15 protein-coding genes are annotated in these 15308 nt (G+C 61.7%); 3 read left to right on the forward strand and 12 right to left on the reverse strand.

The window, feature by feature from the left end:
* Positions 1 to 146 precede the first annotated feature (146 nt).
* Entirely contained in the window at positions 147 to 2714 is a 2568-nt protein-coding gene (mutS, locus tag FFS60_RS12585; protein ID WP_137822192.1) for a DNA mismatch repair protein MutS, read from the forward strand.
* A gap of 140 nt (positions 2715 to 2854) precedes the next feature.
* Positions 2855 to 3178 (forward strand): ferredoxin FdxA, encoded by a 324-nt coding sequence (gene fdxA, locus FFS60_RS12590; protein WP_028627474.1) that lies wholly within the window; start codon positions 2855 to 2857, stop codon positions 3176 to 3178.
* A 535-nt stretch (positions 3179 to 3713) separates the two neighbouring features.
* Here fdxA and rpoS read toward each other — a convergent pair.
* The 8 genes from rpoS to FFS60_RS12630 all read right to left on the reverse strand — a co-directional run bounded on the left by rpoS (position 3714) and on the right by FFS60_RS12630 (position 10879).
* Complete coding sequence (rpoS, locus tag FFS60_RS12595) at positions 3714 to 4718, reverse strand: RNA polymerase sigma factor RpoS (RefSeq protein WP_028627473.1); 1005 nt, start codon at positions 4716 to 4718, stop codon at positions 3714 to 3716.
* Between the two features lie 107 nt (positions 4719 to 4825).
* The gene (locus tag FFS60_RS12600; RefSeq protein ID WP_081667941.1) at positions 4826 to 5698 is read right to left on the reverse strand and encodes a peptidoglycan DD-metalloendopeptidase family protein; all 873 of its coding nucleotides are present in this window, start codon (positions 5696 to 5698) and stop codon (positions 4826 to 4828) included.
* A gap of 160 nt (positions 5699 to 5858) precedes the next feature.
* The gene (locus tag FFS60_RS12605) at positions 5859 to 6494 is read right to left on the reverse strand and encodes a protein-L-isoaspartate(D-aspartate) O-methyltransferase (protein WP_171016522.1); all 636 of its coding nucleotides are present in this window, start codon (positions 6492 to 6494) and stop codon (positions 5859 to 5861) included.
* 41 nt (positions 6495 to 6535) lie between these two features.
* Positions 6536 to 7285, reverse strand: a complete 750-nt coding sequence (surE, locus tag FFS60_RS12610) for a 5'/3'-nucleotidase SurE (protein ID WP_028627470.1) — start codon at positions 7283 to 7285, stop codon at positions 6536 to 6538.
* Entirely contained in the window at positions 7273 to 8331 is a 1059-nt protein-coding gene (gene truD, locus FFS60_RS12615) for a tRNA pseudouridine(13) synthase TruD (RefSeq protein ID WP_028627469.1), read from the reverse strand. The genes surE and truD overlap by 13 nt, the downstream gene beginning before the upstream one ends.
* Positions 8328 to 8801 carry a 2-C-methyl-D-erythritol 2,4-cyclodiphosphate synthase gene (gene ispF, locus FFS60_RS12620; RefSeq protein WP_028627468.1) on the reverse strand — a complete coding sequence of 158 codons (474 nt, stop codon included), beginning with the start codon at positions 8799 to 8801 and terminating at the stop codon, positions 8328 to 8330. Before ispF ends, truD begins: the two co-directional genes overlap by 4 nt.
* A 53-nt stretch (positions 8802 to 8854) precedes the next feature.
* The gene (fghA, locus tag FFS60_RS12625) at positions 8855 to 9700 is read right to left on the reverse strand and encodes an S-formylglutathione hydrolase (protein WP_028627467.1); all 846 of its coding nucleotides are present in this window, start codon (positions 9698 to 9700) and stop codon (positions 8855 to 8857) included.
* A 66-nt stretch (positions 9701 to 9766) separates the two neighbouring features.
* The gene (locus tag FFS60_RS12630) at positions 9767 to 10879 is read right to left on the reverse strand and encodes an S-(hydroxymethyl)glutathione dehydrogenase/class III alcohol dehydrogenase (RefSeq protein WP_028627466.1); all 1113 of its coding nucleotides are present in this window, start codon (positions 10877 to 10879) and stop codon (positions 9767 to 9769) included.
* 103 nt (positions 10880 to 10982) lie between these two features.
* Here FFS60_RS12630 and FFS60_RS12635 point away from each other — a divergent pair, with 103 nt between their 5' ends.
* Positions 10983 to 11897, forward strand: coding sequence for a LysR substrate-binding domain-containing protein (locus tag FFS60_RS12635; protein WP_028627465.1), 915 nt, complete (start codon positions 10983 to 10985; stop codon positions 11895 to 11897).
* On the opposite strand, the gene ispD is transcribed toward FFS60_RS12635, so the two are convergent.
* The 4 genes from ispD to kdsA form a co-directional block, all read right to left on the reverse strand.
* Positions 11873 to 12583: a 2-C-methyl-D-erythritol 4-phosphate cytidylyltransferase gene (gene ispD / locus FFS60_RS12640; protein WP_137822156.1), complete on the reverse strand. Its 711-nt coding sequence runs from the start codon at positions 12581 to 12583 to the stop codon at positions 11873 to 11875. The two genes, FFS60_RS12635 and ispD, sit on opposite strands and share 25 nt — an antisense overlap.
* Complete coding sequence (gene ftsB / locus FFS60_RS12645; protein ID WP_028627463.1) at positions 12580 to 12864, reverse strand: cell division protein FtsB; 285 nt, start codon at positions 12862 to 12864, stop codon at positions 12580 to 12582. The genes ispD and ftsB overlap by 4 nt, the downstream gene beginning before the upstream one ends.
* A gap of 163 nt (positions 12865 to 13027) precedes the next feature.
* Positions 13028 to 14317 carry a phosphopyruvate hydratase gene (gene eno / locus FFS60_RS12650; RefSeq protein WP_137822157.1) on the reverse strand — a complete coding sequence of 430 codons (1290 nt, stop codon included), beginning with the start codon at positions 14315 to 14317 and terminating at the stop codon, positions 13028 to 13030.
* A gap of 144 nt (positions 14318 to 14461) precedes the next feature.
* Positions 14462 to 15307, reverse strand: a complete 846-nt coding sequence (kdsA, locus tag FFS60_RS12655) for a 3-deoxy-8-phosphooctulonate synthase (RefSeq protein ID WP_028627461.1) — start codon at positions 15305 to 15307, stop codon at positions 14462 to 14464.
* Between the last annotated feature and the right edge of the window lies 1 nt (position 15308).

The following is a 15308-nucleotide window of genomic DNA, read 5'->3' on the forward strand; positions in this document are numbered from 1 at the left end:
ATCAGCAGCAAACTGGCAGCAGGCTTGCAACGCCCCGGACCGGCTGTTCGCCTACAAAGGGACACAAGGTCAGGCGAGGTCCACAAAGCCCCAATTTTGCCCCATAATTTTCAACCAATCATTCTAAGTGACTGATGGCAATAGATATTTCTGATCTCAGCGAACACACCCCGATGATGCAGCAGTACTGGAAGCTGAAAAACCAGCACCCGAACCAGCTGATGTTCTATCGCATGGGCGACTTCTACGAGATCTTCTACGAGGACGCCAAGAAGGCTGCCAAGCTTCTCGACATCACCCTGACTGCGCGCGGCCAATCGGCCGGCAAGTCCATCCCCATGGCGGGCATCCCTTTCCACTCGGTGGAGGGCTATCTGGCCAAGCTGGTCAAGCTTGGCGAATCCGTGGTGATCTGCGAGCAGATCGGCGATCCGGCCACCAGCAAAGGACCGGTGGAGCGCCAGGTTGTCCGCATCATCACCCCTGGCACCATCAGCGACGAAGCGCTGCTGGACGAACGCCGCGACAACCTGCTGACTGCCGTAGTGGGCGATGAACGCCTGTTCGGCGTGGCGGTGCTGGATATCACCAGCGGCCGTTTCAGCGTTCAGGAAATCAAGGGCTGGGAGAACCTCCTGGCAGAACTGGAACGCCTCAATCCCGCCGAACTGCTGATCCCGGACGATTGGCCCCAAGGGCTCCCGGCCGAAAAACGTCGAGGGGTCCGCCGTCGCGCGCCGTGGGATTTCGACCGCGACTCAGCGAAAAAGAGCCTCTGCCAGCAGTTCGGCGTTCAGGACCTCAAAGGCTTCGGCTGCGAAACCCTGACCCTGGCCATCGGCTCCGCCGGCTGCCTGCTGGCCTATGCCAAAGAAACCCAGCGCACCGCCCTGCCCCACTTGCGCAGCCTTCGCCATGAGCGCATCGACGATACCGTGATCCTCGATGCTGCCAGCCGCCGCAACCTGGAGTTGGACGTCAACCTTTCCGGTGGCCGCGACAATACCCTGCAGTCGGTGATCGACCGTTGCCAGACCGCAATGGGCAGCCGCCTCCTGAGCCGCTGGCTGAACCGCCCGTTGCGCGACCGCGGCGTGCTGGAGGCCCGTCAGGATGCCATCGACTGCCTGCTGGATCGCTATCGCTTCGAAAACCTGCAACCGCAGCTGAAGGAAATTGGCGACGTCGAGCGCATCCTCGCTCGCATCGGCCTGCGCAATGCGCGTCCCCGTGACCTCGCGCGCCTGCGCGATGCCCTGGCCGCCCTGCCGCAACTGCAAGGCGCCATGACCGAACTGGAAGCGCCACACCTGCAGGACCTGGCCGGCAGCATCCGTACCTATCCCGAACTGGCCGACCTGCTGGCCCGCGCCATCATCGACAATCCGCCGGCGGTCATTCGCGACGGTGGCGTGATCAAGACCGGCTACGACGCCGAGCTGGACGAACTGCAGGCACTGAGCGAAAACGCCGGCCAATACCTGATGGACCTGGAAGCTCGGGAAAAGGCCCGCACCGGCCTGCCCAACCTGAAGGTCGGCTACAACCGCATCCACGGCTACTACATCGAGTTGCCACGCGTGCAGGCCGAGCAGGCCCCGGCGGACTATATCCGCCGCCAGACGCTGAAGGGAGCCGAGCGCTTCATCACCCCGGAGCTGAAGGCCTTCGAAGACAAGGCACTGTCAGCCAAGAGCCGGGCCCTGGCACGGGAAAAGATGCTCTACGATGAACTGCTCGAACTGCTGATCGAGCAGTTGGCCCCGCTGCAGGATACGGCCGGAGCCCTCGCCGAGCTGGACGTGCTGAGCAACTTCTCCGAGCGCGCACTGAACCTCAACCTGAACCGACCACGCTTCGTCGACGAACCCTGCATGCGCATCAGCGAGGGCCGCCACCCGGTAGTGGAACAGGTGCTGGATACGCCCTTCGTAGCCAACGACCTGGACTTGGACGATGCCACCCGCATGCTGATCATCACCGGCCCGAACATGGGCGGTAAGTCAACCTACATGCGCCAGACGGCCCTGATCGTCCTGCTAGCCCATATCGGCTGCTTCGTGCCGGCGGCCAGCTGCGAGCTATCGCTGGTGGACCGTATCTTCACCCGTATCGGTTCCAGCGACGACTTGGCTGGCGGCCGATCCACCTTCATGGTCGAGATGAGCGAGACCGCTAACATCCTGCACAACGCCAGCGCCAGCAGCCTGGTGCTGATGGACGAAGTGGGCCGCGGCACCAGCACCTTCGACGGCCTGTCATTGGCCTGGGCGGCGGCTGAACACCTGGCCCGCCTGCGCGCCTTCACGCTGTTTGCCACCCACTACTTCGAACTGACCGTACTGCCGGAAAGCGAGTCGGTAGTGGCCAACGTCCACCTGAACGCCACCGAGCACAACGAGCGCATCGTCTTCTTGCACCACGTGCTGCCCGGTCCGGCGAGCCAAAGCTACGGCTTGGCGGTGGCGCAACTGGCGGGAGTGCCTGGCGATGTGATCCAGCGTGCTCGCGAACATCTGGCGCGACTGGAAACTACCAGCCTGCCCCATGAAACCCCACGCCAGAGCCCCGGCCAACCGGGTGCCCCCATGCAGAGTGACCTCTTCGCCAGCCTGCCTCACCCGGTGCTGGACGAATTGGCGAAGATCAAGCCGGATGATCTGACACCCCGCCAGGCGCTGGAGCTGTTATATACATTGAAGTCACGCATCTAACCCCTGAACCGCACAAGCTGCTAGAATCCCGCGCGCTCTGGAATGCACCCGGGAATCAGCCTGCCCGGTGCCGTGAGTTCCCGAGCCGAGAAGCCTGATACAGAAGGCTTCCGAGCCGCCGCTTGAGGAGAAGAATAGAAATGACCTTCGTCGTCACCGACAACTGCATCAAATGCAAATACACCGACTGTGTGGAAGTCTGTCCGGTGGACTGCTTCTACGAAGGCCCGAACTTCCTGGTCATTCACCCGGACGAGTGCATCGATTGCGCACTTTGCGAGCCTGAGTGCCCGGCGCAAGCCATCTTCTCCGAGGATGAAGTGCCTGAGGATATGCAGGAGTTCATCGAGCTGAACCGCGATCTGGCCGAAGTCTGGCCAAACATCACCGAGAAGAAGGACGCCCTCTCCGACGCCGAAGAGTGGGATGGCGTCAAAGGCAAGCTGGAACACCTGGAGCGCTGATCCACTTCGGTAGCCCCAACGCAAAAAGGCCCGCATCTGCGGGCCTTTTGCTTTCCTAGGGACGAAAAAAGGGGCGGGGGATACCCGCCCACTCTTTTGTCCCTATTCCCTGTATTCCTTGCTCATCATCCTGATGAATCGCATCCGGCGATGTCCTTGGTCGATGTCCTTATCAACCTGCATACATCCTGTACGCAGGAGTGATATTAGCGATCCGGGAGTACCGAGCAAGTTGCTGAGCCGGTGCTTAGAAGAGTGGAAGGGTTATCAGACAAAACAATAAAAACCTTATATTTCAATATCTTGAACCTGAACCCAGCACATATCCCACCATTCACGAGCAGGAACTTCCTCTGATTACGTACACAGCTTGTAAGCAATGACTTACACAGCAATGCATAAAAGAGAACCTTTGTGATTCCAGCCGAAGCGGCCGTCTCCCCTCCTCCCAAAAGGGAAACGAGCGGCCGGGGCTCCCACCAGCAACACATAAAAAAGCCCGGCTTAAACCGGGCTCTTTCGAATCGCTAACTCACTACTGGAACAGCGCATCACTGGACAAGCCATTCTTTTCCAGGATTTCCCGAAGACGCTTCAGCGCTTCGACCTGAATCTGTCGCACCCGCTCACGGGTCAGGCCTATTTCCTGGCCCACTTCCTCAAGCGTACAGCTTTCATGGCCCCGCAGACCAAAGCGACGCACTACCACTTCGCGCTGCTTGTCAGTCAGCTCGGACAACCACTGGTCGATGCTCTGCGAGAGGTCATCGTCCTGTAGCAGTTCGCAGGGGTCGGTGGGGCGGTCATCGGTAAGGGTATCCAGCAGGGTCTTGTCCGAGTCAGGCCCGAGGGACACATCCACCGAAGTCACCCGCTCGTTGAGACCGAGCATGCGCTTGACCTCATCGACCGGTTTTTCCAGCAGGTTGGCGATTTCTTCCGGCGAAGGCTCGTGATCCAGCTTGTGGGTCAGCTCTCGAGCAGCACGCAGGTAGACGTTGAGTTCCTTGACCACATGGATCGGCAGGCGGATCGTTCGGGTCTGGTTCATGATGGCCCGTTCAATGGTCTGACGGATCCACCAGGTCGCATAGGTAGAGAAGCGGAAGCCCCGTTCGGGATCGAACTTTTCCACCGCCCGGATCAGACCGAGGTTGCCCTCTTCGATGAGGTCGAGCAGCGAAAGACCACGATTGACATAGCGTCGCGCGATCTTCACCACAAGGCGGAGGTTGCTTTCGATCATGCGTTTGCGCCCGGCAGGGTCTCCGCGCTGCGCCAGGCGCGCAAAGTGCACTTCTTCTTCCGGGGTTAGCAGGGGGGAAAAGCCGATTTCGTTGAGGTACAGCTGAGTCGCGTCTAGCGCGCGGGTGTAGTCGATGTACTTGTGTTGCTTGGGTGAGCTTGAATGTCGGGATTTCGCGGTGGGCGGAGGCGCGTCGCTCTCCTCGCTCAACGCATCATCCAAAATAACGCCCGGCTCCAGAAGGAGCAGCTCGTCATCGACGTCAAACTCCGGCGCTTCTTTATTGAGTGCCATTGTTGTTGTCCCTTGCTGAGTTCGACAACAAGCCCTGGCGATGCCTTATATCCCTGGCGCCGCCCGAGCCCGTCCTTACCACGTGGTGGAACGGGCTGAAAAACGGATCAACGACGAGGCAGGTATTGCAGCGGGTCTACAGGCTTACCTTGACGGCGAATCTCAAAATGAAGCTTCACCCGGTCAGTCCCCGTTGAGCCCATCTCGGCAATTGTCTGCCCGACCTTGACCTGCTGTCCCTCCCGCACCAGCAGCCTACGGTTATGACCATAGGCGCTTACGTAGGTATCGCTGTGTTTGATGATGACCAATTCGCCGTAGCCCCGTAATCCACTTCCGGCATAAACAACTGATCCATCTGACGCAGCCAAGACAGGCTGGCCTAATTCCCCAGCGATATCAATCCCTTTATTCAAACTGCCGTTTGACGAAAAACGCCCGATCAGAGGACCACTCGCCGGCCACACCCACCCGGCTGCAGAGCGCGGAATAGAGGCGTTCGGCGTAGATGCCTGCACTGCCGCCACGGTTTTCTGAGGCTGCGACTGCGGGCGGACAGTCGGCTGCTGGGGCGGCACGGGCGGGCGGCTGGAAACGCTGCTACCCGCCCTTGGATTGGTCACCACAGGTGCCGTGGCAACTGCCGTAGGACGGGTCTGACCAGGCTGGCCATCGAAACGGATGATCTGCCCAGGGCGAATCACGTACGGAGAGGGGATTCCATTGCGCGCGGCCAGAGCTTTCCAATCCCAGCCGAAGCGAAAAGCTATGGAATAGAGGGTGTCACCGCGCTGGACGCGGTACTGGCCGCTGGTAACGGGTTGCCGCTGCACGGCAGAGTTCGCCCCCGAGTGGTTGCGGTCGACCACGCCGACGCTGCTTTTCTGGGTGCTGGTACAGCCGGCGAGCAAGACGCCAACGGCAACAGCGGGCAACCAGATGAGCCCATTCCCCATGCGAATCCACTGCCGAATGGCCATTAGGCTCACTCTTGTCCCCTTTCCCAACGTTCCTAATACTTGATTATTGTGCCGGAAATATCCGGTCGAGCCAGCCGCCTGCCGCACAAAGTACAGCAGGTGGACAGCTTGGCGATGCATCAGAAAGTTACCTGCGACGCAGGTTCCCCCGACGGCGAGCTCAGGCCAGGGGTCCGCTGAGCAGCGGTACGAAGCGCACCGCATCGAGCACATGACGGGTGAAGCCCTGCTCTTCACGAATGATCAGCATCAGTTGCTGGACGTCGCCAGCGCCCACCGGGATCACCAGGCGTCCGCCCGGTGCCAGTTGATCGAGCAATGCCTGCGGGACGTCCGCCGCGGCAGCAGTCACTATGATGCCATTGTAGGGTGCCAGCGCTGGCCAGCCTTCCCAACCGTCGCCCCAACGGAACACCACGTTGCGCAGGTTGAGCACCGCGAGGCGTTCCTTGGCTTTGTCCTGCAGTACCTGGATGCGCTCGACAGAAAACACCCGCTCAACCAGCTGCGCAAGAATCGCAGTCTGATAACCCGAACCGGTACCGATCTCCAGCACCTTGTCCAGCGGGCCAGCGGCCAGCAGAAGTTCGGTCATCCGCGCAACCATGTAGGGCTGCGAGATGGTCTGGTTGTGCCCAATCGGCAGCGCGGTGTCTTCGTAGGCGCGATGGGCCAAGGCCTCATCGACGAACAGGTGACGCGGTGTCCGGCGAATGGTTTCGAGTACGCGGGCGTTGGACAGCCCTTCCTCGTACAGACGCTGGATAAGGCGCTCACGGGTGCGCTGGGAAGTCATGCCGATCCCGCGCCGGATCAGGTCGTCCTGTTCCCGGGGCATTAGAGCAGGCCCTCCAACCAGCTATCGAGGCTCTGGAAAGCCTCGTTGAAAGTCCGATCGAGTTGCAGGGGCGTGATGGACACATAACCTTGCATCACCGCATGGAAATCCGTCCCCGGCCCACCGTCTTCGGCGTCACCGGCTGCGGAAATCCAGTATCCCTCCTTACCCCGGGGATTGACCACCTTCACGGGCGCTGCAGCCCGCGCTCGATGGCCCAGCCGGGTCAGTTGGATACCACGGATACGCTCCAGCGGCAGATTGGGGATATTTACATTGAGCACGGTGCGCGGTGGCAGGTCGAGCCGGTCATGGGCGGCCACCAGTCGGCGGGCGATGTGCGCGGCAGCGGGCAGGTTGTCCGCCTGACGCGACAACAGTGAGAAGGCGAACGCCGGCAGCCCGAGGAAGCGCCCTTCCAGAGCGGCGGCCACGGTACCGGAATAGAGCACGTCATCCCCGAGATTGGCTCCGAGATTGATGCCCGACACCACCATGTCTGGCAAATGCTCAAGCATACCGTTGAGCCCCAGGTGGACGCAGTCGGTCGGCGTGCCATTGAGGCTGATGAAACCGTTATCCAGCGTGCTGGGGTGAAGCGGGCGGTCCAGCGTCAGAGAGCTGCTGGCACCACTCTTGTCCTGGTCTGGCGCAATGACCACGCAGTCGGCGTAATCCTTGAGCGTGCCATGTAGAGCGGCGAGACCCGGGGCATTCACCCCGTCGTCGTTGGAAATCAGAATGCGCATGGGTTTTCCGTCTGCCCCGCCGGCAGCAGATCGACGAGCTCACGCACCACTGCGGTGGCGAAGCATCCAGCCGGCAGGACGAATTCCAGTTGCAGAACGTCAGGCTCGGGATAATGCCACGTCAGGCCGCCAATGGGGAGGCGGAGGATGCGCCGTTCGTGCGCCATTCGCGCTTCCGCCAACCAGTGGCAAAGTGCCGGCTCGGCCGCGGCCACCGCCGCCTCGAGCGTTTGCGCCTGTCCCTGGACGGGCGATGGTCCTTCTCCCCATTGCGGACCGGTCGGGTGCAGATCGAGTTGCGCCAAGCGCGGGTCGCTGCATTCAGCCTCGCCTGCCGGGAAGAAACTGCGACTGTCGGTGAAGGCCAACAGGTCACCTACCTGGGCCTGGTTCCAGGTGCCCGCGGCGACGCGCTCGGCCAGCACCCGGTTGAACAGGTAGCTACGTCCGGCCGAGAGCAGCCGCGAACGCAAGTTGCGCTGTACCGGCAGCTCCTTGCGCTCGGCGAAGGCGCGAGCGTCGACCACGTTGCCGCCACCATGCCCGAAGCGCTGCAGGCCGAAATAGTTGGGCACACCTGCTTCCGCCAGGCACTTCAGGCGCGCGTCGATCGCCTCACGATCCGCCTCCAGACGAGTCAAACGAAGGATGAAACCGTTAGCCGAATGGGCGCCACGCTGCAGCTTTCGCTTGTGGCGCACAATCTTGAGGATGCGCAGGTTGGCATTCTCGGCAGCGGACAGGTCTGGATCGGCCTTGCCTGGCAGGTGCAGGCTGAACCACTGTCGGGTCAATGCCTGCCGATCCTTTAGTCCAGCGTAGCTGACCACTTTCAGCGGTACGCCAGCAGCACGGGCAATGCGCCGGGCTGCTTCCTCGGTGTTCAGCTCGCGCTTTTCCACCCAGAGCCAGAGATGCTCGCCTGCACCCTCCAGCGGAATGTCCAGCACTTCATCGACCTGAAAATCCTCAGCCACGGCCTTCAGTTGAGCCCGTCCCAGAGGTTCGCCATGGGCGCGCGGGCCCAGCAGTTCGAGTTCGGTCATGCCGGCAGCAACAGGGCCACCGCATGCACGGCAATGCCCTCCTCGCGACCGGTGAAGCCCAGCTTCTCGGTAGTAGTGGCCTTGACGTTGACCTGGTCCAGCTCTACCCCCAGGTCAGCGGCGATGTTGGCGCGCATGGCCTCGATATGAGGGGCCATCTTCGGTGCCTGAGCAACAATGGTTCCGTCCACGTTCCCCACCTTCCAGCCCTTGGCCTTCACCAGCGACAGCACGTGACGCAGCAGCGCGCGGCTGTCGGCACCCTTGAACTGTGGATCGGTGTCCGGGAAATGCTTGCCGATATCCCCCAGCGCCGCAGCGCCTAGCAAGGCATCGCAAAGCGCGTGAAGCAGCACATCGCCGTCGGAATGGGCGACGAGCCCGAACTTGTGGGGGATGCGCACGCCGCCCAGGGTGATGAAGTCACCTTCACCGAAGCGGTGTACGTCGTAGCCGTGGCCAATTCGCATAAGGAAGAACGCCCTGAAAAGTCAGGGCGTGATTCTACCTGCTTTGGTTGTGCTTAGGCTTTCAACGCCTCCGCATGGTGCCGCAGGTGATCGCCGACGAAGCTGGCGATGAAGTAGTAGCTGTGGTCGTAACCCGGCTGAAGGCGCAGGGTCAGTGGGTGTCCCGCCGCCTTGGCCGCCGCTTGGAGGGCCTCAGGCTTGAGCTGATTGGCGAGGAAGTCATCGCGATCGCCCTGGTCCACCAGAATCGGCAAACGTTCAGAAGCCTCGGCCAACAGCACACTGGCATCCCATTCACGCCAACGGGTACGGTCCTCGCCCAGATAACGGCCGAAGGCTTTCTCACCCCAGGGGCAGGCCATGGGATTACTGATCGGCGCGAATGCCGACAACGACTGATAGCGTCCCGGGTTACGCAGGGCACAAACCAGCGCGCCGTGACCGCCCATGGAATGGCCGCTGATCCCGCGCCTCTCGGAGACCGGGAAGTTGGCCTCGATCAGCGCCGGCAACTCATGCACCACGTAGTCATGCATGCGGTAATGGCGCGCATAGGGCTCCTGGGTGGCATTCAGATAGAAGCCGGCGCCCAGGCCGAAATCCCAGGCGTTGTCCGGATCACCGGGTACATCTGCACCACGCGGGCTGGTATCCGGGGCAACGATAATCAACCCCAGTTCCGCCGCCAGGCGCTGCGCGCCAGCCTTCTGCATGAAGTTCTCATCGGTGCAGGTCAGCCCCGACAGCCAGTAGAGCACTGGCAACTTCTCGCCTTGCTCCGCCTGGGGCGGGAGGTAGACGGCGAACACCATGTCGCAGTTCAGGCTGGTAGAGCGGTGACGGTAGCGCTTGTGCCACCCGCCGAAGCTCTTGTTGCTGGAAACGATTTCAAGGGTCATGGAGCGATCTCCGTCAAAGCCGCGCCCGAAGCTGGATGCCTTGCCTGCCTCGGGCTGCCCGTCTGATTAGTAGTGGACGACCGAACGGATGCTCTTGCCTTCGTGCATCAGGTCGAAGGCCTTGTTGATGTCGTCCAGCCCCATGGTGTGGGTGATGAAGGTATCCAGCGGGATTTCGCCCTTCTGCGCCTTGTCCACATAGCTCGGCAGCTCGGTACGTCCCTTCACGCCGCCAAAGGCCGAACCGCGCCACACGCGACCGGTCACCAGCTGGAACGGACGAGTACTGATTTCCGCACCGGCCGGCGCCACGCCGATGATGACGGACTCGCCCCACCCCTTGTGGCAGCACTCGAGCGCCGCGCGCATCAGGTTGACGTTGCCGACGCACTCGAAGCTGTAATCCACACCGCCATCGGTCATTTCGACGATGACGTCTTGGATCGGCTTGGCGTGGTCCTTCGGATTGACGAAGTCGGTGGCACCCAGTTCACGGGCCACGTCGAACTTCTCCGGATTGATGTCGACGGCGATGATGCGCGAGGCCTTGGCCATCTTGGCGCCGATGATCGCGGCCAGACCGATGCCGCCCAGACCGAAGATAGCCACGGTGGCGCCCTCTTCAACCTTGGCGGTGTTGAGCACGGCGCCGATACCCGTGGTCACACCGCAGCCCAGCAGGCAGACCTTCTCCAGCGGCGCTTCTTTCGGAATCTTCGCCAGGGAGATTTCCGGTAGCACGGTGTACTCGGAGAAAGTGGAGCAGCCCATGTAGTGGTAAATCGGTTGGCCGTTGTAGCTGAAGCGGCTGGTGCCATCCGGCATCAGGCCCTTGCCCTGGGTGGCGCGTACTTTCTGGCACAGGTTGGTCTTGCCGGATTTGCAGAATTTGCACTCACGGCATTCGGCCGTGTACAGCGGAATCACATGGTCACCCACGGCCAGCGAAGTGACGCCCTCGCCCACGGCTTCGACGATGCCGCCCCCCTCATGGCCAAGGATGCAGGGAAACACGCCTTCGGAGTCAGCGCCGGACAGCGTGTAGGCATCGGTGTGGCAGACGCCGGTGGCCACGATCCGCACCAGGACTTCGCCGGCCTTGGGCGGTGCCACGTCGACTTCGACGATTTGCAACGGCTGGTTGGGCGCAAACGCCACAGCGGCACGGGACTTGATCATGGTCATTCTCCAGCTGATTGAAATGGCCAAGGAGTGTAGTTGAGCTGCCTATGGTAAATAATCAGCCACAAAGCAAAACATTATTGCAGTGGAGGGATAATCAATGAGTCGGTGGGAAGGCCTGGACGAGTTCGTTGCGGTCGCAGAGTCAGGCCAGTTCACTGCAGCTGCCGAGCGTCTGGGCATCTCGTCGTCCCATGTCAGCCGACAGATCGCCCGCCTGGAAGAACGCCTGCAGACGCGGTTGTTCTATCGAAGCACCCGCAAGGTCGCCCTCACCGAGGCTGGACAAACCTTCCTGCAACATTGCCAACGTCTGATGGATGCGCGCGAGGAAGCCCTGCGCGCGGTGAGCGACCTGACCAGCGAACCCAAGGGCTTGCTGCGCCTGACCTGCGCGGTGGCCTATGGCGAGCGCTTCATCGTGCCGCTGGTCAACGAGTTCATGGCGCGCCATCCGCAGTTGCGTGTGGATATCGAGCTCAGCAACCGTGCCCTGGACCTGGTGCACGAAGGGCTCGACCTGGCGATACGCCTGGGCCGCTTGCAGGATTCGCGGCTGGTGGCCACACGCCTGGCACCGCGGGTCATGTACCTGTGCGCGGCGCCTTCCTACCTTGAACGTTACGGTCGCCCCCACAGCCTCTCGGAACTGGCCCGGCACAATTGTCTGGTTGGCAGTGCCGACCATTGGGACTTTCTGCAGCAGGGGCGCGAACACGCCATCCGCATCCATGGCAATTGGCGCTGCAACAGCGGCCAAGCAGTGCTGGATGCAGCCTTGCGCGGTTTCGGCCTGTGCCAACTACCTGATTACTACGTGCTGGAGCACCTGCGCAGCGGCGCATTGGTGTCTCTGCTGGAACAACATCGACCGCCAAACACAGCGGTGTGGGCACTTTATCCACAGCAACGCCACCTCTCGCCCAAGGTGCGGCAACTGGTGGATCTGCTGAAAGAAGGGTTGGCCGAACGGCCTGAGTACGCGCTGGATCAGCCGCGCGTCGACCAGCGCTGACGTAACCAGTCGAGGTCTTCGGGGCGCGTGATCTTGAGGTTGTCGGCGCGCCCCTCCACCAGCCTGGGTGCGTTCCCCGCCCATTCCATGGCGGACGCTTCGTCAGTGATGGCGACACCGGCGACCAGGGCATCGGCCAGGGCCCGATGCAGAGCGCCAAAGCGGAACATCTGCGGCGTATAAGCCTGCCAGATCAGGCTGCGATCGACGGTTTCCGCTACCCGGCCGTCGGCACTGGCGCGCTTCAAGGTGTCCCGTGCCGGGACGGCGAGCAAGCCACCCACTGGATCATCGGCCAACTCGGCCAGCAGCAGATCAAGGTCGAAACGTGACAGGTTCGGCCGCGCCGCATCATGCACCAGCACCCAATCATTCGCGCGGGCGCCGCGCTCGGCCAGACGCAACAGTGCGCTTAGCACCGAATCCGCGCGCTCCTTGCCACCGTCGGCACGGATGATGCGCTCGTCGCTGGCGCAGGACAGCGCAGGCCAATACGGATCATCCGCCGAAAGGCTGATCACCAGCCCCTTGAGCTGAGGGTGATCGAGGAAACAGTCGAGGCTGTGCTCGAGAATGGTTCGCCCGGCAAGCTCAAGGTATTGCTTGGGACGGTCGGCACGCATGCGGGCACCGACGCCAGCGGCTGGGATCACTGCCCAGAAGAAAGGGATATCGGCCTGGTTCATTCGGAAATCTGGTAGAGGGTTTCGCCTTCCTTGACCATGCCCAGTTCATGACGGGCACGCTCTTCGACAGTTTCCATACCCTTTTTAAGCTCCATCACTTCGGCCTCCAGGATACGGTTGCGCTCCAGCAGGCGTTCGTTCTCACCTTGCTGCTCGGCAATCTGTTGCTGTAGATCCTGGACCTGCGCCAGGCTGCCGTCGCCCACCCAGAGGCGATACTGCAGGCCCGCCAGCATCAGGATCAGGACAACGAACAACCAGTAAGTGTTTGGGCGAGTCATTTTGCCAGGGAGTATCCATGCGAAAAGGGCAGCTTGCGCTGCCCTTCTACCAGTCCCTGCCGGCCGGGCAGGTTGAAATCAGGTGATGACGCGCAGTTTACATGAAGTAAAGAGGCATTCAGCGGCTGATTTCAACCCGGCCTGACCGATTGCAGCTGCGGACTTAGCCGCGGAACTCGGCACGGCCGCGGTAAGGCGCCTTGCCGCCCAGCTGCTCTTCGATACGCAGCAGCTGGTTGTACTTGGAGACGCGGTCGGAACGGCACAGGGAGCCGGTCTTGATCTGACCGGCGGCGGTGCCTACGGCAAGGTCGGCGATGGTGCTGTCTTCGGTCTCGCCCGAACGGTGGGAGATCACCGCGGTGTAGCCGGCAGCCTTGGCCATCTGGATGGCTTCCAGAGTCTCGGTCAGGGAGCCGATCTGGTTGAACTTGATCAGGATCGAGTTGGCAATGCTCTTCTCGATGCCTTCCTTGAGGATCTTGGTGTTGGTCACGAACAGGTCGTCACCCACCAGCTGCACCTTGGCGCCGATCTTGTCGGTCAGGTCTTTCCAGCCGGCCCAGTCGGACTCGTCCATACCGTCTTCGATGGAGATGATCGGGTAGCGCTGGGTCAGACCAGCCAGGTAATCAGCGAAACCGGCAGCGTCGAACACCTTGCCTTCGCCGGCCAGGTCGTACTTGCCGTCCTTGAAGAATTCGCTGGAGGCGCAATCCAGTGCCAGGGTCACGTCAGTGCCCAGCTTGTAGCCGGCATTGGCGACGGCTTCGGCGATAGCGGCCAGAGCGTCTTCGTTGGAAGCCAGGTTCGGCGCGAAGCCACCTTCGTCACCTACGGCAGTGTTCAGGCCACGGGCCTTCAGCACGGCTTTCAGGTGGTGGAAGATTTCGGTGCCCATGCGCAGGGCGTCGGCGAAGTTCTTGGCGCCAACCGGCTGAACCATGAACTCCTGGATGTCGACGTTGTTATCGGCGTGCTCGCCGCCGTTGATGATGTTCATCATCGGGACGGGCATGGAGTACTGACCCGGCGTGCCGTTCAGGTCGGCAATGTGAGCGTAGAGCGGCACGCCCTTGGCCTGGGCAGCGGCCTTGGCGGCGGCCAGGGACACGGCGAGGATGGCGTTGGCGCCCAGCTTGGCCTTGTTCTCGGTACCGTCCAGTTCGATCATGGCGCGGTCCAGGGCTTTCTGATCGACAGCGTCCTTGCCCAGCAACAGATCGCGAATCGGGCCGTTGATGTTGGCTACGGCCTTCAGTACGCCCTTGCCCAGGTAACGGCTCTTGTCGCCATCACGCAGTTCCAGTGCCTCGCGGGAACCGGTGGAAGCACCGGACGGCGCGCAAGCGCTACCGATGATGCCGTTCTCGAGGATCACATCGGCTTCCACAGTGGGGTTGCCACGGGAGTCCAGAACCTCGCGGCCCTTGATGTCGACGATCTTTGCCATTGTTGTTAGCACTCCAAAAGTTGACGAAAACGCTCAGCAGAAAGTGAGGCGATTCGCCGGGCCTCGGGGTCGGCTGACCCGGCGAATGTCCTGACCGATCGGTCAGATTGTGCCCACGCGGCACTTTACCGGAGAAAGACCGGTTCAGGCAGTCTCGATCGGCGGAAAACTCTTGACCAGGTCGTCCAGCTGCTTGAGCTGGGACAGGAAGGGCTCGAGTTTGTTCAGGCGCAGCGCGCAAGGGCCATCGCACTTGGCGTTGTCCGGGTCCGGGTGGGCCTCGAGGAACAGACCGGCCAGGCCCTGGCTCATGCCGGCCTTCGCCAGGTCGGTGACCTGGGCACGGCGGCCGCCAGCGGAGTCGGCGCGTCCGCCCGGCATCTGCAAGGCGTGGGTGACGTCGAAGAATACCGGGTACTCGAACTGCTTCATGATGCCGAAGCCGAGCATGTCCACGACTAGGTTGTTGTAACCGAAGGAGGAGCCGCGCTCGCAGAGGATCAGGCGATCATTACCGGCTTCCTCGCACTTGGTCAGGATGTGTTTCATCTCCTGGGGCGCAAGGAATTGGGCTTTCTTGATGTTGATCACCGCACCGGTCTTGGCCATGGCCACCACCAGATCGGTCTGCCGGGACAGGAAGGCCGGCAGCTGGATGATGTCGCATACCTCGGCCACTGGGGCTGCCTGGTAGGGCTCATGGACGTCGGTGATCACCGGTACGCCGAAGGTTTTCTTCACTTCCTCGAAAATCTTCATGCCCTCTTCCAGGCCCGGGCCACGGAAGGAGTTGATCGAGGAGCGGTTGGCCTTGTCAAAGCTGGCTTTGAACACGTAGGGGATACCGAGCTTCTCGGTCACCCGCACGTATTCTTCGCAAACCTTCAGGGCCAGGTCGCGGGACTCCAGCACGTTCATGCCTCCGAAGAGCACGAACGGCTTGTCGTTGGCGATATCGATATTGCCGACGCGGACGATCTTCTGCGCCATG

Origin of the sequence: Pseudomonas sp. D(2018), assembly GCF_005502555.1 — a bacterium.
Lineage (GTDB): Bacteria > Pseudomonadota > Gammaproteobacteria > Pseudomonadales > Pseudomonadaceae > Metapseudomonas > Metapseudomonas resinovorans.

What these genes read in the sequence shown, in the direction of transcription:
- fdxA (WP_028627474.1), top strand. Translation starts at nt 2,855, where the DNA reads ATGACCTTCGTCGTCACCGACAACTGCATCAAATGCAAATACACCGAC.
- rpoS (WP_028627473.1), bottom strand. Translation starts at nt 4,718, where the DNA reads ATGGCACTCAATAAAGAAGCGCCGGAGTTTGACGTCGATGACGAGCTG.
- FFS60_RS12600 (WP_081667941.1), bottom strand. Translation starts at nt 5,698, where the DNA reads ATGGCCATTCGGCAGTGGATTCGCATGGGGAATGGGCTCATCTGGTTG.
- FFS60_RS12605 (WP_171016522.1), bottom strand. Translation starts at nt 6,494, where the DNA reads ATGACTTCCCAGCGCACCCGTGAGCGCCTTATCCAGCGTCTGTACGAG.
- surE (WP_028627470.1), bottom strand. Translation starts at nt 7,285, where the DNA reads ATGCGCATTCTGATTTCCAACGACGACGGGGTGAATGCCCCGGGTCTC.
- truD (WP_028627469.1), bottom strand. Translation starts at nt 8,331, where the DNA reads ATGACCGAACTCGAACTGCTGGGCCCGCGCGCCCATGGCGAACCTCTG.
- ispF (WP_028627468.1), bottom strand. Translation starts at nt 8,801, where the DNA reads ATGCGAATTGGCCACGGCTACGACGTACACCGCTTCGGTGAAGGTGAC.
- fghA (WP_028627467.1), bottom strand. Translation starts at nt 9,700, where the DNA reads ATGACCCTTGAAATCGTTTCCAGCAACAAGAGCTTCGGCGGGTGGCAC.
- FFS60_RS12630 (WP_028627466.1), bottom strand. Translation starts at nt 10,879, where the DNA reads ATGATCAAGTCCCGTGCCGCTGTGGCGTTTGCGCCCAACCAGCCGTTG.
- FFS60_RS12635 (WP_028627465.1), top strand. Translation starts at nt 10,983, where the DNA reads ATGAGTCGGTGGGAAGGCCTGGACGAGTTCGTTGCGGTCGCAGAGTCA.
- ispD (WP_137822156.1), bottom strand. Translation starts at nt 12,583, where the DNA reads ATGAACCAGGCCGATATCCCTTTCTTCTGGGCAGTGATCCCAGCCGCT.
- ftsB (WP_028627463.1), bottom strand. Translation starts at nt 12,864, where the DNA reads ATGACTCGCCCAAACACTTACTGGTTGTTCGTTGTCCTGATCCTGATG.
- eno (WP_137822157.1), bottom strand. Translation starts at nt 14,317, where the DNA reads ATGGCAAAGATCGTCGACATCAAGGGCCGCGAGGTTCTGGACTCCCGT.
- kdsA (WP_028627461.1), bottom strand. Translation starts at nt 15,307, where the DNA reads ATGGCGCAGAAGATCGTCCGCGTCGGCAATATCGATATCGCCAACGAC.